This window comes from Coprococcus comes ATCC 27758, from assembly GCF_025149785.1.
Classification (GTDB): domain Bacteria; phylum Bacillota; class Clostridia; order Lachnospirales; family Lachnospiraceae; genus Allocoprococcus; species Allocoprococcus comes.
The window spans coordinates 86,370-112,637 of sequence record NZ_CP102277.1 but is presented as its reverse complement, the minus strand read 5'-3'; the positions used below and the strand labels follow the sequence as shown (position 1 = coordinate 112,637).

Genomic DNA, 26,268 nt, shown 5'->3' with positions numbered 1-26,268 from the left:
TCTCCATTCTTTGTCAAGATTTTGCACATTTTTTGTTAATTGTAGTCATTTTTATTGTGCGATATATACATTTTTCAAAAAAATCTGAATACAACATTCGATAATTTTTATATACAACTTTTATTTATACAAGTGCCGCCAGCCACACACTCGCTGCAAGCCCTGCAAATGTTGCAATAAGTGCTCCGGCAAGAGTATACCTGGTTTTTTTCACCTTTGCTGACATAAAATACACAGACATCGTATAGAAAATCGTTTCCGTACACGCCATCGAAATTGAAGCGATCATTCCGTTTCTCGAATCCGTTCCAAATTCCTTATAGATATCAAGCAATAATCCCGTTGCGGCAGAGGACGAAAACATTTTCACAATCGTAAGCGGAACCAATGCCCCCGGAAATCCAATCTGCTCCGTCACATTTCCAATTATTTCCGATATAAATTCCAGAAAACCCGATGCACGCAAAATCCCCACTGCCGCCATCAATCCGATCAACGTCGGCATCAGCCGCACGACCGTCCAAAATCCACGCTTTGCTCCCTGAATAAAAGTATCATATACATTCACTCCTGCAAAAATTCCATATATAAGAATGGACAAAATCATAAAAGGGACTATAAAGTCAGATATGTATAAAAAAAGGCGCATAAAAACAGCTCCTGGCGAACCACTTTACTAAAAAGTATATTCGCCGGAGCTGTTATTCATTCCGTTTGCTTTATAAAGAAAACTTTTCTATTCCTCATCCGCATACTTCGCAAACCGCTTCTCATTCTGATGGATCACATAATAATACATCACGATCAGCAACGCACTTGCCAGGATCCATGCCGCCGGACTTGCCATGCATACTCCAAAGTAACTCTTCTGCCCTGCCGCGATCATGGCAACAACGCCCCTGCCAACCAACTCAGCCACACCAGCCATCATCGGGAGCAGTCCATATCCCATTCCCTGGATTCCATTCCGGTAAACATTTACAACGGTAAGCGGAATAAAGAAAGTACCGACGCATTTCAGGTAAATATCCACGGAATGCATAATTTCTGTCAGATCCCCAGACAGGAACAGATACGTCATATATTTCCCAACCGTCATAATGATCGCCGCAACTACGACTGAATAGATACTTCCCATGATCGTAATTGACCTAAATCCCTGACGGATCCTTTTGATCTTACCTGCTCCAATATTCTGTGCGCAATAGGTTGCCATCGTGGTTCCCATCGCAACATATGCCTGCGTCACGATCTGCTCGATCTTATTCGCTGCGGTAAATGCTGCTACCTGTGTGGAGCCAAGCAGATTCAGGGCAGTCTGTACCATCATGGTTCCGATCGCTGTGATCGAATATTGAAGAGCCATCGGGATTCCGACTGCAAGCTGGATCTTCAGCAGATGTCCGCTCGGACGCCAGTCCTCCTTATGTAAATGCAGGATCGGAACCGCCTTCACAATATATACCAGACACAGGATTCCCGAAATCCCCTGCGAAATCACGGTCGCCCATGCCGCACCGGCTGCGCCCATGTGAAACGCAATGATAAATACCATATCCAGCACAATGTTGAGCAACGCCGCAAGAATCAGGAAATATAACGGAACCTTGCTGTTACCAAGTGCCCGCAAGACACTGGATAAAAAGTTATATAGCATCTGCGCCGCAATTCCACCACAGATTACCATAATATACGCATAGGCATCCTTGAAAATATCATCCGGTGTCTTCATAATCCCAAGAAGCGGTTTCATTGCCATCATTCCGAGCACAGTCATAATAAGAGACATAATAATCGCCAGAATCGCGGCATTTCCTACAGTCTTGCGCATTGCTTTCATATCACCCGCGCCAAATTTCTGTGCCGTAAGTACGGTAAATCCTGCCGTCATTCCCAGTATAAATCCATTGATCAGAAACATGATCGTTCCCGTACTTCCAACAGCCGCAAGTGCTTTGGTTCCCACGAACTTTCCTACGATAATCGTATCTGCCATACTGTAGAACTGCTGAAATACATTTCCAATGAAGATCGGCAGTGTGAAATTAAAAATAATTTTTCCCGGATTCCCGGTCGTCAAATCTTTCTGTAATGTTTTCATATATTCCCTCTGTTTATCTTATTAACATTTTACCTTTCGTCATTATAGAAAAATGTATCTTAAATTGCAATTGTCGTTTTCACGAAATTTCCCCTGTTTCACAAAGTATTTCCCGTTTATTTGACGGAATCTTTGACACCCCAGATTCTATCCTCTATAATAGTTTATATAGAAAAAAATTATCATTTTCAGGAGGCATTGATATGAAACCACTGCCCTTTATCATGCAATATGTCAGGCGATACAAATATCGCTATATTGCCGGAATCCTTACTCTTTTTGCTGTAGATGCGGCAAGTGTATTTATTCCAAAACTGACCGGTATCATTACCGATGGTCTTACCGCGCGCAGCATTACCTGGAGTTCCATTCGTACCTGTCTTCTTGGGATCTTTCTGATTGGTCTTCTGCTTGCAGTCGGCCGTTTTTTGTGGCGTTATTTTCTTTTTGGAACCGCACGTATTATCGAGCGTGAACTGCGTAATGAAATGTTTTCCCATCTGGAAACTATGGATGTGGAATACTACAACAGCCACAAAACAGGTGATCTGATGACCCGGTTTACCAGTGACTTAAATGCGGTCCGCATGGCACTTGGCCCTGCTGTCATCTGCATCTTTGATTCCGTAGTCATGACGCTCCTGGTCGTCTGCCAGATGATGTATTATGTCAATATAAAACTGACCCTTCTGGCACTGATCCCGATGGTCATCATCTGCCTCGGCTATATGCATTACGGAAAGGTACTGGATGACCTCTACACCGAACGTCAGGACAGTGTTTCCAATCTTGCCGACTTTGTACAGGAAAGCTTCTCCGGGATCCGTGTGATCAAGGCCTTTGTTCGCAAGCAGGCAGAAATCCTTTCTTTTTCCAAAAAGAACCAGGATACCATGGATAAAAGTATGCGCATCGCAAAGCTGGAAGCCATCCTGATCCCGCTTCTGGATGTGATCATCGGATTTTCCAGTCTTGCCTCACTCCTTTATGGGGGATACCTCGCCCTGATCGGACAGATTACACTCGGACGCTTCGTAGCTTTCAATCAGTATGTCAATATGCTGGTATGGCCGATGCTCGCCTGTTCCGAAGCTGCCGTCATGTTTTCCCAGGGAACTGCATCCATCCGCCGTGTACAGGAAATCCTGGAAGCACAGACAAATGTAAAAGATACTGCTTCTGTCACAACTTTAGATACCCTGCACGGGGATATCCGTTTTGATCACCTGACCTTTACGCACCTTGGAAATACTTCTCCGGTACTGCATGATATCAATCTGGACATCCCATCCGGGACAACCCTTGCCATCATCGGGCGCACCGGCAACGGAAAGTCCACTCTGGTCAATCTCCTGCTCCGGCTTTACAACACCGAGCCAGGCATGATTTATCTGGATGGCCATGATATCAACACAATTCCGCTGAAAACTCTGCGTGAGAATATTGCTTATGTACCACAGGATAATTTTCTTTTTTCCGATACTCTGAAAGCAAATATTGCATTCGGTACAAAATCACAGGATATGAGCCGTATTATCGCCGCAGCAAAATCAGCCTGCATTCACGATAATATTGCAAATTTTCCGGACAACTATGATACGATCGTCGGCGAACGTGGCGTTACGCTTTCCGGCGGTCAGAAACAGCGCAGCTCCATCGCCCGCGCCCTGATAAAAAATGCACCGATCCTGATCCTTGATGACTCCCTTTCCGCTGTCGACACCGATACAGAAGAACATATCCTACATAATCTCAGGGACGATCGTAAAGGAAAAACAACAATCCTGATTGCACACCGAATTTCCACGGTACAGCATGCCGATTTGATCATGGTACTTGAAAATGGGGAAATGAAAGAGCTTGGAACACACACCGAACTGATTCAGAAAAATGGTATTTATAAAGATATGTTTGAAAAGCAACAGTTGGAAGCTTCCATTGGAGAACAGGAGGTAGCCATAAGATGAAACGACTTTTAAGTTATCTAAAACCGCATAAATGGGTAATGACCCTGGCAACTGTCCTGGTTCTCTTTATCATTGCTGTGGAACTTTACCGCCCGATTATCGTCGGAAATGCAATCGACCAGTATATCAACGGTTATTATCATCCGTATGTAGAAGCCGACGTTTCTGCTTCGGACGCTGTAAACTGGAACGGTCTTGTACTGTCGCGCGACCAGGCAGTATCTAAGGCGGATTCTGCTTCCTTTTATCAGATTTTTCTCTGGAAGGATCACTATTACATGGCAGAAAATCTCACCCGCGCTGAATGTACTGCACTACAAAATGCCGATACATCTGTTTTAAAAAATTATGTCAGAGAAGGTGCACAGAAGCTTACTTCCAATGATCTGAAGGTTTTAAGACAAAATGATTTTAAGGGGATCTTAAAAGCCGGAATCCTGTTTCTTCTGCTGCTTTTTAGCGGATTTTTCCTGAACCTTGCCGACACCTGGCTTTTACAGAAGATGGGGCAGCAGATCGTGTACAAACTGCGTGAAGAAACATTTACACATATACACAGCCTGTCACTTTCTTTTTTCAATACAACACCGGTTGGCAAGCTCGTAACACGTGTATCTAACGATACTGAAGCAGTCAACGAACTGTTTTCCACCATTCTTGTGAAACTTTTTAAAAACGTTGTTAAGATTATTGGTTACGCTGTTGTCATGCTCTCAATTAATGTGAAAATGGCAGGTATATCCTTCCTGCTTTTACCTCTGGTTGCAATCCTGACTTTTGTTTTCCGGCATCTCTCCAGAAAAGCTTACCAGATCACAAGAAATAAAATCACAGAGCTGAACACCTTCCTGTCCGAACATATTTCCGGTATGAAGCTGATCCAGATCTTTGCACGCGAAAAAGAGAAATACAGTGAATTTGAAGGCAAATCTATGGAACTGTACCGTGCCAATTTCCGCGAGATCATGACTTTTGCGATCTTCCGGCCTTCAATCTATCTGGTTTCGGTTATTGCCATGATCCTTGTTATCCGTACCGGAAGCCTTTCTGTGTTAAATGGAAGTCTTTCTCTCGGAACCCTGTTCGTGTTTATTACCTACATCAGCTCCTTTTTTGAGCCAATCCAGGAGCTTTCCGAACAGCTTGGAACCCTGCAGTCTTCCATTGCTTCCGCAGAAAAGATTTTCAGTGTTCTTGATGTAAAACCAGAAATCGTATCTCCGACCGATCCGGCTCCGGTCAATATTCTTGGTGAAATTGAATTCCGCCATGTCTGGTTTGCCTACGAAGAGGAAAATTATATTTTAAAAGATGTAAGTTTTGTAATCCATCCGGGTGAAAAGGCTGCTTTTGTCGGTGCTACCGGAGCAGGAAAATCTACAATTTTAAATCTGATCGGAAGATATTTTGATATTCAGAAGGGACAGATCCTGATTGATGGGATTGATATTCATGAAATTGATCTGGATGTACTCCGCGGTGCGATTGGTCAGGTTCAGCAGGATGTCTTCATCTTCACCGGAGACATCAAAAGTAATATCTCGCTGAATAATGAAGCAATCTCACCGGACGATGTCAGACGGGCTGCCGAAATTGTAAATGCAGATCCATTTATTCAGAAACTGCCACACGGATATGATGAGCCGGTCACAGAGCGCGGTAGTACTCTATCTGCCGGGCAGCGCCAGCTTTTGTCCTTCGCACGGACACTTGCTTATGATCCGAAGATCCTTGTTCTCGATGAAGCAACTGCCAACATCGATACAGAAACCGAAACACTGATCACACAGGCACTTGCACGACTGATGGATGGAAGAACTACGATCATGGTCGCGCACCGGCTTTCTACGATCCAGCATGCAGATAAAATTATTGTGATGCATCACGGGGAAATAAAAGAATCCGGAACCCACCAGGAGCTGCTGGCGAAGGATGGGTTGTATAAGAAATTGTACGAATTGCAGTTGATGGATTAGACAATTCTGTCATTTTATTTTATATTGATTTTCTTCTTTATGTTTGTTACCATAAGTTCAAGGTGCTATTTCACACTGACGTGAATGGCGGTTCGCTTTGTGCGGAGGGTTCATAGCTCCGATTACATAGATCATCTCTTAATTGAGAAATCTTGGAAAGGAGAACTAGCTTATGCTGACCATTACTGACCTTATTGCAGTGATTTCACTGTGTGCGACTTTTTACAGTCTTGGGTATGTGCGTGGAAAGCATGATTCCAAGACGCAAAAATAACCGCCCATCGTCCTGAGAAAACATGAGCGGTTATTTTTAATAACCAAATAATATCAGGCGAACCGTCATCGGTAGCACCTTTTCTATTTATTATACTAGCATCTTTACACTTTTATGTCAATTTTCTTTACAAGATTTCTTTCGCCCTATGGCATGCAACGGAATGTCCTTTGGCTTTCTTCTGCCTCTTTCTCTTCCATTCCGGATTTTTCAAGAGATTCATTGATAATTTCTATCCTGTATTGCTAATAGGTATTCTCTATGATTTTATAGTATTTTAGAATCTGCTCTGTTTTTTAATAGTACATTTAAACAAGACGTGCAAAAAAACGAGGCTCTACATCAATCGTAAAACCTCGTTCCTGTTTTCTACTATTATTTTATTTTCAAAATATTCTTTACGACAACATCATCCGGTCATTCGCAAACTCGCCGCCGCTGACTTCTTCAAACTTCGCCAGCAGATCTGCAACCTTCAGATTCTTTTTCTCTTCTCCTGATACATCGTAGATAATTTTTCCTTCATGCATCATGATCAGGCGATTGCCGTGCGCGATGGCATCTTTCATATTATGTGTTACCATCATTGCAGTAAGCTGATGCTCCTGAATGATCTTATCGGAGATGGCAAGTACCTTCGCTGCAGTTTTCGGGTCAAGTGCTGCAGTATGCTCGTCCAGAAGTAAAAGCTTTGGCTTTTTAAGAGACGCCATCAAAAGAGTGATCGCCTGTCGCTGTCCACCAGAAAGAAGTCCGACTTTACTGCTCAGACGGTCTTCCAGTCCAAGATCAAGTTCTTTCAGGGCTTCTTTATAGCGCTCCCGCTCTTTTTTCGTAATGCCCCATCCAAGACCTCTGCGCTCGCCACGTCTGGCTGCGATCGCCATATTTTCTTCAATCGACATGGTTGCCGCAGTTCCAGTCATCGGATCCTGGAAAACTCTTCCCAGATAAAGTGCTCTTTTATGCTCTGAAAGCTTTGTAATATCCACTCCGTCAATGATGATCTTTCCTTCGTCTACAGACCACACTCCTGCGATCGCATTCAGTGTGGTGGATTTTCCTGCACCATTTCCACCGATGATAGTCACGAAATCACCCGGATTGAGGTTCAGATTCACTCCGTTAAGTGCGACCTTTTCGTTGATCGTTCCCGGATTAAAGGTTTTATGAATATTCTGGATTTCCAACATATATCCCATTATGCAGTCCTCCGTTTCTTTGTAAAATATTTACCCTTCATGTACGGAACTGCAAGGAAGCATGCAACCACTACCGCTGAGAACAGTTTCATATAATCAGAAGGCATCTTCAGCCACAATACCAGTGCGATTACAATATAGTAAATAATCGCTCCGATAAAGATTGCTCCCAGTGTAAATGCAAAGGCTGCTTTTCTGCCTGCACAGAATTTTGCAAAAATAACTTCGCTGATGATAACGGCTGCAAGTCCGATTACAATGGCACCTCGTCCCATATTAACATCGGCTGCTCCCTGGTACTGTGCGTAAATCCCACCGGAAAGTCCCACAAGTCCGTTGGAGATCATAAGCGCCAGAACCTTTGTAAAGCCTGTATTGATTCCCTGTGCACTTGCCATCTGCGGGTTACATCCGGTTGCACGGATCGATGCACCAAGCTCAGTTCCAAAGAACCAGTAAATAATTGCGATCAGGATAAGTGCTGCCACGATCAGCTTTACAAAAAACAATTCACTTCCTTCGCCGGTCACATAACGAAGCGATGCAACCAATTTATACTGCATAACATTGACTGCCTGATTGGATTTTCCCATGATTCCGAGATTCACCGAGTAAAGTCCGATCTGCGTCAGAATACTGGCCAGAATGCCCGGAATTCCAAAAAACGTATGTAAAATACCTGTCACAAATCCGGCTGCCATACCTGCCAGAAATGCGAAAAGAAGTGCCAGTGCCGGATTCATACCGCCGCGGATCAGCATAACAGCGACCGCTCCGCCTGTCGCCAGTGATCCATCAACCGTCAGATCCGCAAAATCCAGAATGCGGAAGGTGATATAAACGCCAAGCGCCATAATTCCCCAGATGATCCCCTGCGCTACATTTCCCGGAAGTGCACGCACAAGAGACATCGGATCTAAAGCTGCTAAATACATTGTTCTTGCCTCTTTCTATACTGATTATTCCTCAATTGCTTCGTAATCGTCCGGAACAGTGATTCCGAGTTCGTCACAAATTGTTTTGTTATACATCTTTGTAACATTCGGTGCACTTTCAATATCCATGGTTGAGATATCTTTTCCATTTACGAGGATTTCGTAAGCCATTTCACCTGCTCTGTATCCGATGTCATAGTAGCTGATAGAAAGAGTTGCAATACCACAGCCTTCACAGATTCCCTGTTCACCTGCGATTACCGGTACTTTTGCCGGAAGACAGATATTGTTGATAATCTCTGTATTAGATGCCATTGTATTATCGGTTGGGATGTAAAGTGCGTCGCACTCATCTACTGCGCTTGTTACTACAGACTGGATTTCATTAGAGTCTGCTGCTGTGTATTCTTTATATTTGATTCCATCTTTGTCGAGTGCTTCTTCGAACTTCTTCGCCTGATATGCTGAGTTCGGTTCTGCTGAACAGTAGAGGATTCCTACTGTTTTTGCATCCGGAAGGAGTTCTTTAAGCATTGCTTCCTGTTCATCGATCGGTGCAAGGTCACAGGTTCCTGAAATGTTCATACCTGTTGATCCTGTCCAGTCAGAAATATCAAGAGCAGTTGCATAATCTGTAACAGATGTTCCAAGAATCGGGATCGTGCTTGTTGCAGCTGCTGCACACTGAAGAGCAGTTGTTGCATTTGCAAGGATCAAGTCATCATTATCTGCCACAAAATTGTTTACGATGGTTGCGCAGTTTGCCTGTTCGCCCTGTCCGTTCTGAAGATCGAACTTCACTTTGTCTTTTCCGAATTTTTCTTCACAGGCTTCTTCAAATCCTTTGGTTGCCTCGTCAAGAGCTGCATGCTCAAGCTGCTGGCAGATACCGATCTTATATACCTTGTCTGATGAATCCTTTGAAGAAGATTCTTTGTCTGATGAACTTCCGCCACAGGCAGCCAGTGCCAGTGTCATTGCTGCAGTAAGTGATACTGCTAAAATTTTTCTTGCTTTCATAATAACATACCTCCATCTATGTTCTTTTCGAACAAACTTTTTCCGTTTTGGCTTTACGGCTTTAAACTTTAGCGGTTTAAACTTCAATGGTTTAAAGCTTTGCCGTGATATTGATTATAGCGTTTTTTTGTACTTTAGTCAAGGTATGTTACAAAAAGCTACAGAAATTCTAGCTTTTCCGGTCCATTATCCTGCAAAACAAAATCGCCGCTCCGGTACTGACCGCCGTTGCCACAATCCCAGGTCCAACAACCGCTGTCGGATTCACGCTTCCGTACTGGCTCCGGTAGGCGATCACCGCCACCGGGATCAGCTGCAGTGAAGAAATATTTACGATCAGGAAGGTACACATCTCATTGCTTGCAACGCCTCTTTTTCTTACCGGTCCTGCTGCTTTTCCAAGGCGGCGGTCTTCTTCCAGCTTCTGAAGCTCTTCCATTGCTTCAAGGCCTGCCGGAGTTGCCGCCCAGCCAAGTCCGAGGATATTTGCAATGATGTTTGCCGCGATTGGTTTTTCTGCCGGATGATCTTTTGGAAGTTCTGGAAAGAGGAAATGGATCAGAGGGGAAAGACAGTCAGCTGCCGTTTTCAGAATGCCGGATTTTTCTGCGATTTCCATGAGTCCGGTCCAGAAGGACATGACGCCCATCATGGTAATACAGAGTGTGACAGCTTCTTTAGAGGAATCTAAGGCGGCGATTGTGATATCCGACATTTTTCCGGAGAAAGCGGCAAAAAGGATGCCAATAAGAATCATTCCCGACCACAGGTAGTTGAGCATTTTTTCTCCTTTCTTGGATGGGGAAGAGTGTTGGAGAGGGGACGCCGGGTGGAAAATAAATTGTGTTCAAATTCAAGTTGTGCAAACCATTCCGACGAACCTCTTAGGGCGGGAATCGTGTTCAGCAATGGCTTCCACGATTCCTGAGTTTCGTCTCCATTGCACAAAAAATTGAATTTGAACACAATTTATTTTCCACCCGGCTGACATTCTACAAGTCATACTTTTCCGCCAAACTATAAATGGGGAGTAGAAAAGCCTGCTCTTTGAGATTGCATCTCAAAGTTGCAGGCTTTTGCTGCGGTTTTCGATACATTTATATGTAGAAAACCATTTCTTTATTCAATTATTTTTCTCAGGATGTTCTTTTTTGTATAACTCTTTCATTCGATTAATTTCTTCTACAGTATATTCTTCTACCTCTGTTTTTGTCACTCTCTTAATATGTTGTTTTTTCAAACGCAAATACACATATTCCCGGAAGAGGGTATAGAGTACGGACACTAATGGGATGAAGATGAGCATTCCTACGATTCCCAGAAGGTTACCGCCGATGGTGACTGCAGCGAGGACCCAGATGGAGGGAAGCCCTACGGAGTTGCCGACTACGTGTGGGTAGATCAGGTTACCTTCGATCTGCTGGAGGATCAGAAATACAAGGATGAAAAGGATTGCCTGTTTCGGGCTCACCATGAAGATCAGGAGGCCGCCAAGTACGCAGCCGATGAAGGCTCCAAAGATTGGGATCAGGGCTGTGAAGGATATGATGATTCCAATCAGCAGTGCATACGGCATTTTCAGTATACTTAATGTAATTACAAACATACTTCCGAGGATGACTGCTTCCAGGCACTGTCCGGTAAGGAAGTTTGCGAAGGTACGGTAGGTCAGGGAACAGACTTCAAGAATCACTTCTGCTTTTCGTTTTGGAATAAACGCGAAAAACACTTTTCTCACCTGCACATGCAGTTTTTCTTTCTGGAAAAGAATATAGCAGGCAAAGGAAAAGGCAATAAAAAATGTAGTAACTCCACTGACGATGGATCCAACTGCTGTCATCGTTGTATTCATAAAATTTCCCGCACCATTTCCGAGAATACTCATCCCCCACTGGATTGCCTTATTCGGATTGAACTCCACCTGGTTCACAAGATCCATGATTTCCCGGTTATTGTGCGTAAATTCCCGTACCCAGCTCTGCATCTGCGGAATAAAATCTGCAATACTGTTCATCAGACTTCCAATTGTTGCCGTAAGCTGCGGAATCAGACCGAACATAACAAGCACAATCACCCCCACTACCAGTACGATCGTAAGAAGAAGACTGATCGGTCTTGCAAGCTTTCCTGCCGCCTTACTTCCTTTCTCTTTTGCCTTTCCAAATAATTTTTTCTCCAGAAAGCTCATCGGAACATTGATCACAAACGCGATCGCACCGCCAAGAGCGAAGGGAAAAATAATCCCCCATACCGCCTTGATCACGCCAAGAACCACATCAAATTTCCACAATGCAACTACGATCAGCGCTGTAAATACGATCAATTCCCGGATTTTTTTTATAGATAATTTACTAAAATCCACTATTTTCTCCATTCTACTACAATATATTTATGGTTAATCCCCTTACAACCAGTAAGCATTTTCCCATATTGTTACTCAGATAATTTTCCACGTACCCACTTCAGAAGCTGTATGATTGGAAAACAGGCAAATGCATACAGGTAGACAGTCCCAAGCTGTTCAAAGTTCAATGTTTCTACTTTGAACACCTGATGCAGCCCCGGAATTGTAAGTACAGCCGTGATCAGAATTGCGCCCAGTGCAAATGCGCCCTGCATCCATTTATTATTGAAAAACCGTTTGGTAAAAATCACCGGATGATCTGATTTACAGTTATATCCGTGAAACAGCCGTGCAAGACAGAGCGTTCCAAATGCATAAGTACTTCCAAGAAGTGCACCGTCCTGATGATATCCTGTCAGAAAACTGATCATCGTCATTACACCGATCACCAGTCCTTCCAGACCAATCTTTGACAGGAAATCTTTTGTCAGGATCGACTCGTCTGCCGGTCTTGGCTTCTCATTCATCACATCACTGGTATGCGGTTCTACTCCCAGTGCAATTGCCGGGAGACTATCAGTCAGCAGGTTGATAAAAAGCAGATGAACCGGTGCAAACGGAACCGGAAGTCCTGCGATCGATGCATATAAAACAGCGAGAATTGCACCGAAGTTTCCCGATAACAGAAACTGGATCGCATACTTGATATTACGGTATAAGTTTCGTCCGTTTTCCACTGCTTTTACAATTGTGGCAAAATTATCGTCTGTAAGTACCATCGCCGCTGCATCTTTGGCAACTTCTGTTCCGGTTACTCCCATTGCAACACCTATATCTGCCTGCTTAAGAGCCGGTGCATCGTTGACACCGTCACCGGTCATCGATACAATATTTCCGCGCTCTTGCCATGCACGGACGATCCGGATCTTATGTTCCGGCGAAACCCTTGCATAGACAGAAATCTTCGGGACAAATCCCCGCAACTCCTCGTCACTCATATTTTCAATCTCCACGCCCTCACAGGCTTCGGATAAATCCTTTAAAATGCCGATCCGTTTTGCGATCGCTGCTGCCGTGATCTTATGGTCTCCCGTGATCATCACCGGACGGATGCCTGCTTTGATACATTCTTCTACTGCCGCTTTTGACTCTTCCCTCGGCGGATCCATCATCGCGATCATTCCGAGAAATACCAGATGGTCCTCATCCTCTGCGGTCAGCAGATGTTCTTCCGGAATCTCCCGGAAAGTAAATGCCAGCACTCGAAGACCTTCCATTGAAAATTCCTGATTCTGACTCTGAATCTTTTCTTTATCTTCTTTTGTAATCTCCCTTATTCCATTTTCTGTCCAGATCTGGTCTGTCAGATCCAGGAGACGGTCAACCGCACCTTTGACGATCATCCGGTTTTCGCCGTCTATCCGGTGAAGCGTCGACATCATTTTCCGGTCACTGTCAAATGGAATCTCATCTTCTCTTGGATAACTTTCTCTTACTTCTGCAGCTTCCACTCCATAGCGGCTTCCCAGATTGATCAGCGCTGTCTCTGTCGGATCTCCGATTTCCACTCCATTTTCATTGGTAGAATCGTTACATAAAATGCTGCAATCAAGCAGAAATCTCTGTGCCGGATCTGCCATATCGATCTCATCTGCCCGGATTCTTCTGCCTTCTATATAATAATCTTCAACAGTCATCTTATTCTGCGTGAGAGTTCCGGTTTTATCCGAACAGATCACGGAGACACTTCCAAGACCTTCTACCGCCTGCAGTTTTCGAATGATTGCATGCTCCTTGGCCATCTTCTGCGTTCCGAAAGAAAGGACGATTGTTACAATTGAACTTAATGCCTCCGGGATTGCTGCAACCGCAAGTGCTACTGCAAACATAAACGCGCTTCCGATATTTTCTCCACGAAATACACTGATTCCAAATAAGATTCCGCAAAATACCAGGATCAGAACCGAAAGCTTCTTTCCGAACTCTTCCAGATTCACCTGAAGCGGAGTCTGCTTTTCAGATGTTGATTTCAAAAGTCCGGCAATCTTTCCGACTTCTGTCTGCATACCTACACTTGTCACAACGGCTCTTCCACGTCCGTAAGTAACAAAGCTTCCCGAAAATAACATATTGTTCCGGTCACCAAGCGGCACTTCCTCTTCGATTTCATCCAGGCTCTTCTCAACTGCAAGACTCTCCCCGGTCAGTGCACTTTCATCGATCTTCAGACTTGCGTTCTCGATCAGTCGTCCGTCTGCCGGAACATAATCCCCGGCTTCCAGAAGGATCACATCTCCAACTACCAGTTCTCTTGCCGGAATCGGTGTCACCGTACCATTCCTGAGAACCTTCGCCTCCGGTCCTGAAAGCTTTTTCAGGCTCTGAAGCGACTGCTCTGCTTTTACCGTCTGCACGGTTCCCAAAATCGCATTCATTGTAATGACGATCACAATAACTGCCGCACTTTCTGCGTCTCCTAAAATTCCTGAAATAATCGCCGATGCAATCAGGATAATCACCAGGAAATCCTTGTACTGCTCCATAAAAATCTGCAGCACACTTTTTTTCTTTCCCTCCGCGAGCTCATTCCATCCACATTTTTCACGGGACTTTTCCACTTCTTTTATCGTAAGTCCCTCTTCTCTGCTTCCCATCTGTCCAAGCACTTCTTTTACCGATGACTGATAAATTTCTTTCATCCTTTCCGCCTCCTGTTTCTGAGTATTCACATTCCTGAATTTCTTATGCAACGAAGCTCTCTTTCGATAAAAATGTACAAAAAAAGAAACCCTTATTGCACAACAAATAATGCAATAAAAGTCTCACCATTTTCTTGTGGTACCGGATGCTTCCACCGTACTGACGACACCACAAACGCGGATTCCCTTGCGTAGGTTACTCCCCTTTATTAACGTAACTATATACCACGAATAGCCCGATTGTCAAGAAAATTTTAACCGGAGTCTCCAAAATCGGAAACTCCGGCAAATAATTTCACATCTTAGTTTGTAATTGTCTTTTCTGTCTCTTTGTCGAACACATGGATCTTTTCAGCATCGAATGCGAATGTAACTGTATCCCCTGTTCTTGCTGTTGTTCTAGAATCAACACGGGCTGTCATTGTAGCTCCTTCATAATCAAAGTGGAGATAAACTTCAGCACCAAGCATTTCATATACACGGATCTTAGCCTGAATAACTGTATTCGGTGAAGATGTGATAAACATCTGCTCATCATGTACATCTTCCGGACGGATTCCAAGGACAACAGTCTTTCCTTCATATCCTCCATCGATAAGTTTCTTTGCTTTTGCCGGTGGAAGTTCAATATCAGCCGGTCCAACTTTGAGGACAACTTTGTCACCCTTCTTCTGGCATACAGCATCAAGGAAGTTCATCTGTGGTGATCCGATGAATCCTGCAACGAAGAGGTTGCATGGGGTATCATAAAGTACCTGTGGTGTATCTACCTGCTGAACAACACCTGCGTTCATAACTACGATTCTGGTTCCCAGTGTCATAGCTTCTGTCTGGTCATGTGTTACGTAGATGATTGTTGTACCAAGTCTCTGATGAAGTTTGGAAATCTCGATACGCATCTGTCCACGAAGTTTAGCATCCAGGTTGGAAAGTGGTTCATCCATAAGGAATACCTTCGGGTTACGAACGATTGCACGTCCCATAGCAACACGCTGTCTCTGTCCACCTGAAAGAGCTTTTGGTTTACGGTCAAGCAGTGGTTCAAGGTCAAGGATCTTAGCTGCTTCACGAACCATCTTATCAATCTCCGGTTTCGGAACTTTTCTTAATTTAAGTCCGAATGCCATGTTATCATATACAGTCATATGTGGGTACAGAGCATAGTTCTGGAATACCATCGCGATATCTCTGTCTTTTGGTTCTACATCATTTACCACTTTGTCACCGATCTTGAGTTCACCGCTTGTGATCTCTTCCAGACCTGCGATCATACGAAGTGTGGTAGATTTACCACATCCAGATGGTCCTACAAAAATGATAAATTCTTTATCTTCAATTTCAAGGTTGAAATCTTTAACTGCTTCAAATCCGTTCGGATATGTTTTGTTAATATGCTTTAATGATAAGCTTGCCATTTATTTTTCCTCCTAAATCTTTGTGCGATTCTTACACACTGTCGCTGTTCTTGTTTCTGAAATAAAGTATATCTGTTTTTACATCGTCGGTCTATGACCGGGTTGAACAAAGATTTTTTAAGAAGGTGTACAAATTGACGAAAGCCTTACAGCAGTTCTTTATAAATGTCCCTCTTTCCGACTCCACGGTCTTTTGCCACCTTTTTCATGGCTTCTTTCTTATCGATTCCCTGGTTCATATAGTAATCCATATGCTCCTGAACCGTCATTTCTTCCCATTTTGCGCGCTCCTCCTGTAAAATGCTCTCCCGGCTCTTCCCCTCGATCACAAGCACACACTCCCCCTTCGGATCGTTGCTCTCATAATAGGAAACCGCTTCCGCAAATGTGGTGCGAAATGCAGTCTCATGCTTTTTTGTAAGTTCCCGGCACACAGTCAGATGTCTGTCCCCACCAAGAACTTCTCCAAGCTCTCTCAAGGTTCTCACCAGACGGTGCGGCGCTTCGTAAACGATCATCGTTCTTGTCTCATCTACAAGCTCACCTAGGACTGCCTGTCTTTCCTTTTTGTCCGTTGGAAGAAATGCCTCAAATGCAAATCTTCTGGTGGAAAGCCCGGAAAGTGTCAGTGCCGTAATACAGGCAGCGGCTCCCGGAAGGGAAGTGACCGTAATTCCGGCTTCATAGCACATTTTCACCAGTTCCTCACCCGGATCTGAGATCCCTGGTGTACCGGCATCGGTGATCAGCGCAATATTCATCCCTGTAAGAAGTTTTTCCACCAGAGCGTGTCCCTTTTCTATCTTATTATACTCATGATAACTGGTCATCGGTGTTTTAATCTCAAAATGATTCAGCAGTTTAATACTGTTCCTGGTATCTTCTGCCGCGATCAGGTCAACTTCTTTCAGCGTCCGGATCACCCGGAACGTCATATCTTCCAGATTGCCAATCGGTGTTGCACACAAATATAATGTTCCTGCCATTCGTTACTCCTTTCCAGTTCCTGTCATCCCGTAATACTCCAGGATCTCCCGTGTATAGCTGCCGTCCTTCTCATAAACGATCAGTGGCGGATCTACTGTCATCCGCGATTTGGCACCACGGATTCCTTCTATTAAAACCATGTTCGGTTCCTTATCCACATATGGATACACCAGACGCATTCTTTTTGGCTCCAGCTTCGCCTCACACATTGCTGTCAGAATCTCTGCGAGCCTAAACGGTCTGTGTACCATATAAAATCTTCCTCCGGCTTTTAAAATCCGTGCACTTTCCCGGATAATATCCTCCAGTGTGCACAGTACCTCATGCCTCGCAATTGCCTTAGCACTTTCCGGATTAGCCATTCCATGACCTCCGATCATGTATGGAGGGTTCGTTGTTATCACATCCATGGAACCTTTTCCAAATATCTGTGACGCTTCTTTGATATCTCCCGTCACAATGTCGATCTGCTCCTCAAGCCGGTTGTGCCGGACACTCCGACACGCCATATCCGCACTTTCTTCCTGAATCTCCAGTCCTGTAAAATGCTTTCCTTTTGTCTTTGCAGCCAAAAGAATCGGGAGAATTCCCGTTCCTGTTCCAAGATCAAGAACGCATTCTCCCGCTTTTACTTTGGCAAAGGCACTTAAAAGCACTGCATCCATTCCGAAGCAGAACCGCCCCGGGCTCTGGATGATCTCATAGCCTTTTATCTGTAAATCATCGAGCCGTTCTCCCGGCTTAAGATTATTTGTCATCTAACTTTGACGCTCCTTCACCTTTCTCCAGAGCTGCAAGCTCTTTCATTTCCTGTTTGGAAAGCTTCACATCCTTTTTCCGGCGGCGCGGTTTGAACTTCAGGTCAGCTGCCGGATATTCACGGATTTCTTTCTCATCATTGTCCAAAGTTACAATAACCCTGACAAGCTGACGCAGTACGCTTAATGACTGTACTTCACCTTTCAGTCCTTCCGGAGTTGTCACCGCCTCACCTGCAGACGGAAGATTATTGTTGAGTTCCTCGTATGTCTCTTCCTCATTTGTCAGGCAGCACATCAGTCTGCCACATACACCTGAAATCTTAGTCGGGTTCAGAGACAGATTCTGTTCTTTTGCCATCTTGATCGAAACCGGTGCAAACTCAGACAGATAGGTGTGGCAGCAAAGCTCTCGTCCACAGATTCCGATTCCTCCGCGGATCTTCGTCTCATCTCTTACACCGATCTGGCGAAGTTCAATCCTGGTACGGAATACCGCTGCCAGATCCTTTACCAGTTCACGGAAATCAATTCTTCCGTCTGCGGTAAAGTAAAACAGCACTTTATTGTTGTCAAAGGTATATTCTGCATCGATCAGCTTCATCTCCAGTCCATGCTTGTGGATCTTTTCCAGACAAATCTGAAATGCTTCTTTTTCTTTTTTGCGATTCTTTTCTTCTACACGGCGGTCATCCTCTGTCGCCAGGCGGATCACTGTCTTAAGAGGCTGGGTGATCTCTTCATCCTTCACTTCCTTCGGTCCCATCACAACGTTACCGAATTCTACTCCTCTCGCGGTCTCTACAATTACCTGATCGCCACGCTTCACCTCAAATTTGCCCGGTGAGAAAAAATAGATCTTTCCTGCAGTCCGAAAACGGACTCCAATTACTTTTGTCATTCCCTAGTTCTCCTTTATTGTCAACAGAAGAAGTTCCATGACAAGATCAAAGTTGACATTGGCGCGCAGTCTCGCCTTTGCTTTCTCAAGTGCTTCCAGAATTGTCTCAATTCCTTCATAAGAGCTCTTTTTCGCACGCTCCCTGATACTGTCGATCTCTTCACCGAAAATCAGTCTGTCGATATTCATTGTTGCTTTATAGATCAGAACATCACGATACCAGATCATAAGGATGTCCAGATAATCTGTGATCTCAATCTTGTAAGCGGAAATCCGTTTCACAGCTTCCACCAGATCACCGAGTTCCATGGTATCGATATTCTTCAGCAGACGAACTGCCTCATCTTTAATTTCATTAAAATGCTCAGAACCTGCCAGCATAGCAGCTTTTCCAATATTGCCCTGTGCAAATGCAGTACACACGTCTGCCTTGTAATCAGGAACCTGAAGCTGCTCCATCAGATACCTTTTCACAAGCTGATCCTTAATGTTACGGAGCTTCAGCATAACGCATCTTGAGCAGATCGTTGGGAGCAGACTGTTCGCATTCTCTGTAAGAAGCAGAATTACCGCATAAGCAGGTGGCTCTTCGATTGTCTTCAGCAGAGCATTCTGTGCCTGTACAGTCATCATATCTGCATCCGGCACAATGTAGATCTTGTATTTTCCATTATAAGGCTTCACCTGAATATCCCCATTGATCTGAACCCGGATATCATCTACACTGATGCTGTTCGGCTTTTCATGCGTTACCCAGATAATATCCGGATGATTGCCGCTGACTGCCTGCTTGCACGAATGGCACTCATAGCACGGTTCTGCTCCGCCCTTTTCGCACTGCAGAGTCTGTGCAAAAAGACCTGCAAGCATCTTCTTTCCAGATCCCTTCTCGCCGTTCAGAATATAAGCATGTGATACTTTATCTTCTGTAACTGCGTTCTGTATATACTGAATGATCTCGCTATGTCCTACGACATCTTTAAATCCTGACATATTATCACCCTCTTCTTTCTTACTATTCCATTAGTATAACATAAATTTATGCAGATACCTAGAGCAAATTCCTGTGGTCTTTCTGAATTATTTCTGAAAATTCTGCGAATTTCGCTTTGTAGGTATGTTGAAATCATATCTTCTGCACACAAACTATCTTCTCAATAATAAAAGATGACAACTTTTCCGATATGTTTTAAGCATGAATATATAAAGCTTCTGTATCCAATGATGTAATCGGATTGCTCCATTTCCACGCAATTTATTCTTTTGATACTTACATCATACAAGATGTTGGGGGCAAAAGGTATTTTGGCCAGACAAACTTTATATAAGTTTCTTACACAGAAAGGGGATGAACTCATGCTGGAGGTAAAAAATCTTACATTCCAGGTGAATGAAAACGGAATAGAACGAAGTATCGTAGAAAATATCAGTTTTAACGTAGAAGACGGGGAAATGCTGGTGATCACCGGTCCGAACGGAGGTGGCAAATCCACACTTGCAAAAGTGCTGATGGGGATTGACCAGGCAAGTGCCGGACAGATCATCTTAGACGGAACCGATATCAGTGATTATGATATCAACCACAGGGCAGAAGCCGGAATCGGTTACGCATTCCAGCAGCCACCGCGCTTCAAAGGAATGACGGTAAGCAAGCTTTTATCACTTGCGGCTGGAGAAGATCTGACAAGAGATGTCTGTTGCAGACTTTTAAGTACCGTTGGACTTTGTGCCAACGAATACATTGAACGTGAAGTAGACGGAACCTTATCCGGCGGTGAAATGAAGCGGCTGGAAATTGCAACCGTTCTCGCAAAGCCGCACAAACTCTGTATTTTCGATGAACCGGAGGCCGGAATCGATCTCTGGAGTTTTTCTATGTTGATCGAACAGTTTGAAAAAATGCACAAAGAGAAAAAGCAGAGTCTTATTCTTATTTCCCATCAGGAAAGAATCATCCAGATGGCTGACCGGATCATGGTAATCGAAGGCGGAAAGATTGCTTCGATCGGACAGACCGCGGATATCCTTCCACAATTATTAGGGAAGACAGCAGATTCTTACAGCTGTCTGAAATGTAGATAACAGGGGAGGAAGATACAATGACTTTATTGGATAAAATTACAGAAAAAGTATTAGCTCAGATCGATGATATCGGTTTTACACAGTCCGGTGCATTCAATTTACGACATAATGGGATCGCGCTCTGCCACGGTGACAGTGAGCATATTAAAATCAAGAAAAAACAGGACAAGCCGGGAATCGATATTTTCATCGATGGAAAAACAGACGGCGAAGAAGTTCATATTCCGGTTGTTGTTGACGCAAGCGGAATGACGGACGTTGTTTACAATGATTTTTATGTAGCAGAAGGTGCAAATGTAACTATCGTTGCCGGATGTGGTATCCACAACAGCGGATGTAACGAAAGCCGCCATGATGGTATTCATACTTTCCATGTGGAAAAAAATGCAAATGTACGCTATGTAGAAAAGCATTACGGAGAGGGTGAAGGCACCGGAGCCCGTGTACTCAATCCCGTTACCGAAGTTTATCTTGGTGAAAATTCTGTATTTACGCTGGATACTGCTCAGATCAAAGGAGTCGATTCTACAGTTCGTGAAAATAATGTACATCTGGAAGCCGGTTCCAAGCTTTATGTCATTGAAAAACTGATGACACATGGAAAACAGGAAGCTACTTCAAATATGATGGTGGAACTGCTCGGAGAAGGCAGCTCTGCGCAGATCGTATCCCGTTCGGTCGCAAAAGGCGAATCCAGACAGGTCTTCCATCCGAGGGCTGTCGGAAAGAACCGTTGCCATGCACATGTTCAGTGTGATTCTATTATCATGGATCATGCAGAAGTAAGTTCAATTCCTGAGATCAATGCGAAGCATGTGGATGCGGCTATTATCCACGAAGCTGCGATCGGAAGGATCAATGATGAGCAGTTGATCAAGCTGCGGACTCTTGGAATGACGGAAGAGGAAGCAGAAGGGGTGATTATTGAGAACTTCTTGAATTAGAGTCATGCGTAGCGTGGAAATATGACGAAAAAACGAAATCCATCTTCGGTTCCATAGTGCAAAGGCGCTGATACCGAAGATGGATTTCTTTTTTTCTGGATATTGACTCCACTACATTATAAAATCTTATTTAATAAACTTCATGAATTTCTCAATGAGAAGTTCATATAGACAGGCGGAGCCTGTCTCGCTTGGGTGTTGAAATCTCTACTGTTCAAGTATCTTTTTACAGATTTTCTCAAGTACGTCTTCAAGGTCTGTGTTTTCGTAGCGTTCTGTGATTCCGGCGTGGGCGAGGTTTTCTTCGGAGAAATCTTTGGAATCGGCGAGGAAACGGCGGCACATTTCGGCGTATTTGGGTTCTTTCTGGGTTTTCTCACGGGCGAGGGCGCGGGTTAAGCGCTCTCCGTCTTCTACCTCGATGTAAAGTGGAACTACTTTTTCGTTTCCAAAATAGGTTTTCAATTTTTCATAGGATTCAAGAGTTCCGATCATGAGATAATCCTGATTTTTTTGTTCAAAATTGAACTGTCCGTCATCAGCGGTGAAATAGTGCCAGATACCATAAACTGTATTGTAAGCACGTTCTTCGATCAATCGGCCTTCTTTTTTGAACTTTTCAAGTTCAGTTTCGTCTGTAAAGAAATATTCTTCGCCTTCTTTTTCTCCCTCACGCCGTGGACGAGTTGTATAGATCGTTACATTTTTTAACTGTGGCATTCTTTTTCTCAGTTCTTTGTAGATTGTGTCTTTCCCTGTTGAACTTTTTCCCATCAGATAATATATTTTACTCATGTTTCCACACCTTTATCTTGCCTTCCGTCTGTATTCCTTCTATTTGGAGATTCTGTGTTTCATAATAACAAAGAAGTTCTACTGCTTCCCGGCTGATCCGCTCTCCGGGTACGATAACCGGGCTTCCCGGTGGGTAGAGATATGCGTATTCCAGAGAAATGTGTCCTTCACTTTCTTTCCACGGAATCTCTTCTGCTTCTCCGTCTTCTTCCCGTTCTGCTGCCTCCTGCGGTGTAAAATACTGCTCCAGTCTAGGAAGCTCTCCGGAAATCTCTATGCTTCCGGAAACGGCGGTTTTTGCTTCCAGCTGATCGTCTATTTCCAGTAATGCAGCTTTTAACCTGTTCAGTCCTTCCTGCGTATCTGCCACGGTCGTCATCGCAAGTACATAGGTTCCTCCGGTCATTTCCATTTCCAGATGATATTCTTTTCGCAGCCGGTCCGCAAGCTCCGGACTTGTAATATTTGCATTTGCTGTGGAAATCACAACTTTGGAAATATCATAATGTTCTGTACGGAGAATCTGTAAATGCTGTAATGGCTTCAGCTCTTCTCTGAACTTTTGCAGCCTCTCTACATAAAGTTCAAATGCTTCCTCACATTTTCCATCCAGGAAATCCACGCAGGCATCCAGGCTTGCCATGAAAATATACGACGGACTGCTGCTCTGCAACATATCCAGATATTTCTTAATTCTTCTTCGATTGGCAAGCTTTCCGTTGATATGCAGGATTGCAGTCTGTGTAAGAGAAGGCAGTGTCTTGTGCAGACTATTGATCACCACATCTGCTCCCAGATCATTTGCGCGCCCCGGAAATGCCGGATGAAATCCGAAATGCGGTCCATGTGCTTCATCTACGATCAGTGGAATCCTATACGAATGTGCCACTTCTGCAATTCCTTTCACATCCGATACCACGCCATCATAATTTGGCGATACGATCACAACGGCTTTGATATCCGGCTCTGCAGCAAGTGCTTTTGCCACATCTTCTTTGCTGATCTCCCCGTTCATATGCATGGAAATATCAAATTCCGGATACACATAGCGCGGTACAAGACCATTCATATAAATTGCATGGTAAATGGATTTGTGACAATGGCGTGCCACCAGAATCTTATCTCCCCGGTGCGTACATCCCATCACTGCACTTAAAATTCCGGCAGTACTTCCATTTACCAGAAAATGACTTTCCTCTGCCCCAAATACCCTTGCGGCTCTTTCCTGCTCTTCTTTTAAAATACCATCTGCGTGATGCAGATCATCGAAACCATCGATTTCCGTGATATCCAGATCGTATGGGAGTTCAATTCCAAGAAGTGTCTTGTTTCTCTTATGTCCTGGCATGTGAAATGCGTAAAAATCGCTCTCGGAATATGCTTTTAATTTATCGTATAGTCGTTCCATTTTAAACCTCTTTAAGTCTTTTAGAAACATCATATAATTTTTCTTCCAAAAACGCAAGAGGACGAAACGGTTCTCCCATTTCGTCCTTTCCATATATTCCGGCTTACACAGCTACAATCTCAAACACTTCCGCCTGGAAATCTCCCTTATCATTCACGCCCTTCTTCCATACACCGGACGCAGAATCGGACAGGATCATTCCGACTTGCATCAGCTCATCGCCATAGCAGTCATAAGCATATCCGCTGACCTTATAACAGGTATCTTCTTTCAGCCCTTTCAGCTTCAGTCTCTTAAATCCAACATTGACCGGCTGCATTACCCGGTAATAACCAACCAGCGCCTTCTTCTGATCCTCCGATACGATCATCCATGCGGTCTCATTTCCCTCAAACGGACTCTTCAGTCGATAGAAAGTTCCTTTCTGGATCAGATCTCTCTTCTCCTTCATAAATGCGATCTGACGGCGGATTTCTGCCTTATCTTCCTCGCCAAGCTTTAAAAGGTCAAGCTCATATCCAAAAGTTCCAAAGTAAGCCACATCTGCTCTTGTCTCGAGCGGTGTCACACGGTTTGTCTGATGGTTCGGTGAAGCTGATACATGGCTTCCCATACAACTCACCGGATAAACCATTGAAGTTCCATACTGGATTTTCAGACGTTCGATTGCGTCAGTATCATCCGAAGTCCATCCCTGCGGTGCATAATAAAGCATTCCCGGGTCAAATCTTGCCCCACCACTTGCACAGGATTCAAACAATACATGCGGAAAACGGCTGGTCAGGCGCTCATACAGTTCATACACACCAAGGATATATTTGTGGCAGACCTTTCCCTGATACTCTCTGTCATTTCCATTGGAGAACACCTCTGAAAATGTACGGTTCATATCCCATTTGATATAAGATACCGGCACTTCTGCAAGAAGATTTTCCAGCATGTCCCCGATATATTCACGTACCTCTTTCTTAGAAAAATCCAGTACATACTGTGTCCGGCTGTGGCAGATCCGCTTGCCCTGTTCTGCAAGAAGCCAGTCCGGATGCGCCCTGTACAGATCACTGTCTTTGTTTGTCATCTCCGGTTCAATCCAGAGCCCGAATTTTAAACCTTTGGCATTGATCTTTTCTGCCAGCTCCTTTAACGTTCCTTTCAGCTTTTCCTCATTCGGATACCAGTCGCCAAGGGAAGAAGTACTGTCATCTCTCTTTCCAAACCATCCGTCATCCAATACAAAAAGCTCCATTCCAAGATCTGCTGCCGCATCCGCAAGTCCCAGAAGCTTTGGCGCATCAAAATCAAAATAAAATGCTTCCCAGCTGTTGATCAGGATCGGGCGAACCTTATCTCTCCAGGTTCCCCTTGCCAGACGTGTGCGGTACAGCTTGTGAAAGGTCTGGCTCATTCCGTTAAGTCCGGCTTCCGAATATACCATTACCATCTCCGGTGTCTGGAAGGATTCGCCTTTTCCAAGTGTCCACTTAAATCCATTTGGATGGATTCCCATCAGCACACGGGCGGTATCATAATTGTCTACCTCTGTCTGTGCAAGGAAATTTCCGCTGTAAACCAGACTGAAACCGTAGACCTGCCCCTGGAACTCGTCTGCATTTTCACGCGCAAGTGCAAGGAACGGATTGAACTGGTAGCTGCTGCATCCGCGCATACTGTAAATACTCTGGATACCGTAATCCAGCTTATGTCTTCTCACATAGCGCTCTCTCGCCCACACACCGGCAAGATCGATCATCTCATAATCCTTGTCCGGCAGATCCACACAGGCGCTCATTGCAGAAAGAAGTGTGATCTTTTCGTCAGAATCACATTCAAAACGTACACTTCTCGCGATCACCGGAAATGCTTCATAGATCGTATATAAAAGGACAATTCTTGTATTGATACTTGTATCCTCCAGAACCAGTTCCAGAGTCTGCGCCTCATCATCACTTTCTACATAAGTCGCCGGAAGTCCTTCAAGCTTTGGTTTGCCATTATAAATTTTATGCTCTTTATATACAAACTCGACTACATGGCTTCCGTTCTCCCGCTCGATCTCATATGCCGGAAAACGCATATCTCCGCAGCCGAAAGTCGGATACTCCTGCTTGATATTCTCCAGTGAGAATGTAGAATTCCCCTCGAAAGCATACGGTGACATATCACGCATCGCATATTCAAAAAGATGGCTGAAATCTTCTCTGTGTGTCAGGCGTTTTCCGTAGTAGAGCTGTCCCGGCTGGTCGTTGTCAAGGATCTTGATGATATAGCTGATCTCCTGGTTGTAGAGATGAAACTCTCTTGTTTTTTCATTGTATATGATTGGCATATCGTTTCTCCTCATTCCGTATTGTATAACGTTCATTTTTCCGTATTATCTGTATAGTATCACTGTTGGTTTTTCAGCGTCAATGATTCCTGCGGATAAATTTGTAAAAACGTACACTCAAAAAAGGGACTCTG

Annotated in this window: 20 protein-coding genes; 4 read left to right on the top strand and 16 right to left on the bottom strand. The window is 44.2% G+C overall.

The window, feature by feature from the left end; all coding sequences use genetic code 11:
- Positions 1-124 precede the first annotated feature (124 nt).
- Together NQ556_RS00555 and NQ556_RS00550 are read right to left on the bottom strand one after the other, a co-directional pair.
- A complete protein-coding gene (locus tag NQ556_RS00555; protein ID WP_008374123.1) occupies positions 125-649 on the bottom strand; it encodes a spore maturation protein in 525 nt (174 codons plus the stop codon).
- A gap of 87 nt (positions 650-736) precedes the next feature.
- On the bottom strand, positions 737-2,101 hold the full coding sequence (locus NQ556_RS00550) for an MATE family efflux transporter (protein ID WP_008374125.1): 1,365 nt from the start codon (positions 2,099-2,101) through the stop codon (positions 737-739).
- Positions 2,102-2,304: 203 nt separating this feature from the next.
- Between NQ556_RS00550 and NQ556_RS00545 the strand changes: the two genes are divergently transcribed.
- Together NQ556_RS00545 and NQ556_RS00540 are read left to right on the top strand one after the other, a co-directional pair.
- Entirely contained in the window at positions 2,305-4,068 is a 1,764-nt protein-coding gene (locus NQ556_RS00545; RefSeq protein WP_022220424.1) for an ABC transporter ATP-binding protein, read from the top strand.
- Positions 4,065-6,044 (top strand): ABC transporter ATP-binding protein, encoded by a 1,980-nt coding sequence (locus tag NQ556_RS00540; protein WP_022220425.1) that lies wholly within the window; start codon positions 4,065-4,067, stop codon positions 6,042-6,044. Before NQ556_RS00545 ends, NQ556_RS00540 begins: the two co-directional genes overlap by 4 nt.
- Positions 6,045-6,716: 672 nt before the next feature.
- Here NQ556_RS00540 and NQ556_RS00535 read toward each other — a convergent pair.
- The 11 genes from NQ556_RS00535 to holB form a co-directional block, all read right to left on the bottom strand.
- A complete protein-coding gene (locus NQ556_RS00535; protein WP_172679847.1) occupies positions 6,717-7,511 on the bottom strand; it encodes an ABC transporter ATP-binding protein in 795 nt (264 codons plus the stop codon).
- Between the two features lie 8 nt (positions 7,512-7,519).
- Positions 7,520-8,455, bottom strand: a complete 936-nt coding sequence (locus NQ556_RS00530) for an ABC transporter permease (protein ID WP_008374138.1) — start codon at positions 8,453-8,455, stop codon at positions 7,520-7,522.
- Positions 8,456-8,479: 24 nt separating this feature from the next.
- Positions 8,480-9,475 (bottom strand): ABC transporter substrate-binding protein, encoded by a 996-nt coding sequence (locus NQ556_RS00525; RefSeq protein ID WP_022220426.1) that lies wholly within the window; start codon positions 9,473-9,475, stop codon positions 8,480-8,482.
- Between the two features lie 169 nt (positions 9,476-9,644).
- Entirely contained in the window at positions 9,645-10,256 is a 612-nt protein-coding gene (locus NQ556_RS00520; protein WP_008374141.1) for a nucleoside recognition protein, read from the bottom strand.
- Positions 10,257-10,598: 342 nt separating this feature from the next.
- Positions 10,599-11,837: an AI-2E family transporter gene (locus tag NQ556_RS00515; protein WP_022220427.1), complete on the bottom strand. Its 1,239-nt coding sequence runs from the start codon at positions 11,835-11,837 to the stop codon at positions 10,599-10,601.
- A 71-nt stretch (positions 11,838-11,908) separates the two neighbouring features.
- Complete coding sequence (locus NQ556_RS00510; protein ID WP_044999181.1) at positions 11,909-14,518, bottom strand: cation-translocating P-type ATPase; 2,610 nt, start codon at positions 14,516-14,518, stop codon at positions 11,909-11,911.
- Between the two features lie 302 nt (positions 14,519-14,820).
- A complete protein-coding gene (locus NQ556_RS00505; RefSeq protein WP_008374150.1) occupies positions 14,821-15,933 on the bottom strand; it encodes an ABC transporter ATP-binding protein in 1,113 nt (370 codons plus the stop codon).
- Between the two features lie 146 nt (positions 15,934-16,079).
- Positions 16,080-16,919 (bottom strand): 16S rRNA (cytidine(1402)-2'-O)-methyltransferase, encoded by an 840-nt coding sequence (gene rsmI, locus NQ556_RS00500; protein WP_008374152.1) that lies wholly within the window; start codon positions 16,917-16,919, stop codon positions 16,080-16,082.
- A 3-nt stretch (positions 16,920-16,922) separates the two neighbouring features.
- Positions 16,923-17,678 (bottom strand): tRNA1(Val) (adenine(37)-N6)-methyltransferase, encoded by a 756-nt coding sequence (locus NQ556_RS00495; protein WP_008374154.1) that lies wholly within the window; start codon positions 17,676-17,678, stop codon positions 16,923-16,925.
- A complete protein-coding gene (locus NQ556_RS00490) occupies positions 17,668-18,579 on the bottom strand; it encodes a PSP1 domain-containing protein (RefSeq protein WP_008374156.1) in 912 nt (303 codons plus the stop codon). Before NQ556_RS00490 ends, NQ556_RS00495 begins: the two co-directional genes overlap by 11 nt.
- A 3-nt stretch (positions 18,580-18,582) precedes the next feature.
- On the bottom strand, positions 18,583-19,572 hold the full coding sequence (gene holB, locus NQ556_RS00485) for a DNA polymerase III subunit delta' (RefSeq protein ID WP_008374157.1): 990 nt from the start codon (positions 19,570-19,572) through the stop codon (positions 18,583-18,585).
- Positions 19,573-19,935: 363 nt separating this feature from the next.
- On the opposite strand from holB, the gene NQ556_RS00480 reads away from it, so the two are divergent.
- Together NQ556_RS00480 and NQ556_RS00475 are read left to right on the top strand one after the other, a co-directional pair.
- On the top strand, positions 19,936-20,661 hold the full coding sequence (locus NQ556_RS00480; protein WP_022220430.1) for an ABC transporter ATP-binding protein: 726 nt from the start codon (positions 19,936-19,938) through the stop codon (positions 20,659-20,661).
- 17 nt (positions 20,662-20,678) lie between these two features.
- Positions 20,679-21,605: a SufB/SufD family protein gene (locus NQ556_RS00475; protein ID WP_008374162.1), complete on the top strand. Its 927-nt coding sequence runs from the start codon at positions 20,679-20,681 to the stop codon at positions 21,603-21,605.
- A gap of 207 nt (positions 21,606-21,812) precedes the next feature.
- Here the strand turns inward: NQ556_RS00475 and NQ556_RS00470 are convergent, their stop codons facing one another.
- The 3 genes from NQ556_RS00470 to NQ556_RS00460 form a co-directional block, all read right to left on the bottom strand.
- The gene (locus NQ556_RS00470; protein WP_022220431.1) at positions 21,813-22,400 is read right to left on the bottom strand and encodes a nucleoside/nucleotide kinase family protein; all 588 of its coding nucleotides are present in this window, start codon (positions 22,398-22,400) and stop codon (positions 21,813-21,815) included.
- Positions 22,393-23,808, bottom strand: coding sequence for an aminotransferase class I/II-fold pyridoxal phosphate-dependent enzyme (locus NQ556_RS00465; protein WP_022220432.1), 1,416 nt, complete (start codon positions 23,806-23,808; stop codon positions 22,393-22,395). Before NQ556_RS00465 ends, NQ556_RS00470 begins: the two co-directional genes overlap by 8 nt.
- A 103-nt stretch (positions 23,809-23,911) precedes the next feature.
- Positions 23,912-26,134: an alpha-galactosidase gene (locus NQ556_RS00460; RefSeq protein ID WP_044999183.1), complete on the bottom strand. Its 2,223-nt coding sequence runs from the start codon at positions 26,132-26,134 to the stop codon at positions 23,912-23,914.
- Positions 26,135-26,268 lie beyond the last annotated feature (134 nt).